Consider the following 926-nt stretch of genomic DNA (forward strand, 5'->3'; position numbering starts at 1 on the left):
TGAACTCGTCACTGAACTTCCTAGGCATGATCCAATCCTCCTCTAGAAACGATCGGAACTAAACCCAGGACACTTCAGTCAGTTTCAAAGCTAGGGCGTAGATGGCTTTGCCGGCATCAGTGCGGGGTCTGGATGTGGTGTAGCGGCGGATGACGCGTTGGGCGTGCACGAGGCAGCGTTGGATCCGAGTGTTGGGCCAGCAGGTTTTGATGGCGGATAAGGCGCCTTGGCCGCCGTCGAGGACGACGCACAATGGTTCGGCGATGCGGCTGAGGAGTTGTGTGTAGGCGTGGGCTGATTCGCGTTTGGTCCAGTGCCAGGCGATGACGTGGTCGCAGCTTGCGGCAACGAGCAGGCAGCCGGCGTCGGTGTAGGTGCCGTCGATGAAGATCTGGTCGTAGACCCGGTTGGGGTCCGGGGTGTTGGGGGCGTCGATGAGCCAAAACGATTCAAACCGGCGGTCTAAGGTCCACCTGCTAACTCCCGCTCGCTTGGCTACCTCAGTCAATGGGGCGGTGCCGGTGACGTAGGAGTGGAACGCTGTGAAATCCCGGGCCCGGGTGTGGTCTGTGCGGCGGCGTGTGGTGGAGGATCCGCAGTCGGGGTTTTTGCACCGCCATCTGGTTGTGCCTTTGGAGGTGGTGCCGTTTTTCTTCATTTTCCCAGCACACATGGGGCATCGTGGTCTGTTTGGTGTCACTGGGAAAGCACACCAACACCCGGCTAGCACACGCGGGTGCCATTCCGGTGGATTGAACGAAAAACAGGCCCGAATAAGGCCCAGAACCTTATTCAAGCCCGATTTACACAGCCTGATCAGCAGATACACTGAAAATCAGACACACATTCGGGGATGCGGACGGAATCTTGGAGGATTCCATCATGAACCGCTCATACACCAAGGAGCAGCGACGCAGAGCTCTGCA

At 58.3% G+C, this 926-nt stretch carries 1 pseudogene; it reads right to left on the bottom strand.

Annotation, left to right across the window (positions count from 1 at the left end):
• Nucleotides 1-67: 67 nt before the first annotated feature.
• Nucleotides 68-658: pseudogene (locus KBX07_RS11310) on the bottom strand (IS256 family transposase); the annotation flags it as partial.
• Nucleotides 659-926: the final 268 nt, after the last annotated feature.

The sequence above is a fragment of the Corynebacterium sp. CCUG 70398 genome (assembly GCF_024454055.1).
Taxonomy (GTDB): domain Bacteria; phylum Actinomycetota; class Actinomycetes; order Mycobacteriales; family Mycobacteriaceae; genus Corynebacterium; species Corynebacterium genitalium.